Consider the following 348-nt stretch of genomic DNA (forward strand, 5'->3'; position numbering starts at 1 on the left):
GTTACCAGTGAAAGTAACGTTCAGTCTATCTTTCTATCACATACCCAAATTTTTAAAGAACGAACTAGTCAAAGACTAGAAATCAACATTCACCATCACAACGATGGAATGCTCATTTCTAAGCTTTATACAAACAGAAGCAGTAGTGGTGGAGCCAAACGGGATCGAACCGTTGACCTCCTGCGTGCAAGGCAGGCGCTCTCCCAGCTGAGCTATGGCCCCGTATTTCTACAGGCGTTTCCCACACAAAATTGGTGGGTCTGGGCAGATTCGAACTGCCGACCTCACCCTTATCAGGGGTGCGCTCTAACCAACTGAGCTACAGACCCAATTTCGGGCTGCTTCTTT

General features: G+C 47.4%; 2 tRNA genes. Both read right to left on the minus strand.

From position 1 onward, the window contains the following. Positions 1 to 146 precede the first annotated feature (146 nt). A tRNA-Ala gene (locus tag FW800_RS27305) sits at positions 147 to 222 on the minus strand. Positions 223 to 252: 30 nt separating this feature from the next. Next, positions 253 to 329, minus strand: a tRNA-Ile gene (locus tag FW800_RS27310). Positions 330 to 348 lie beyond the last annotated feature (19 nt).

It is taken from the genome of Pseudomonas sp. 910_23, assembly GCF_052850795.1.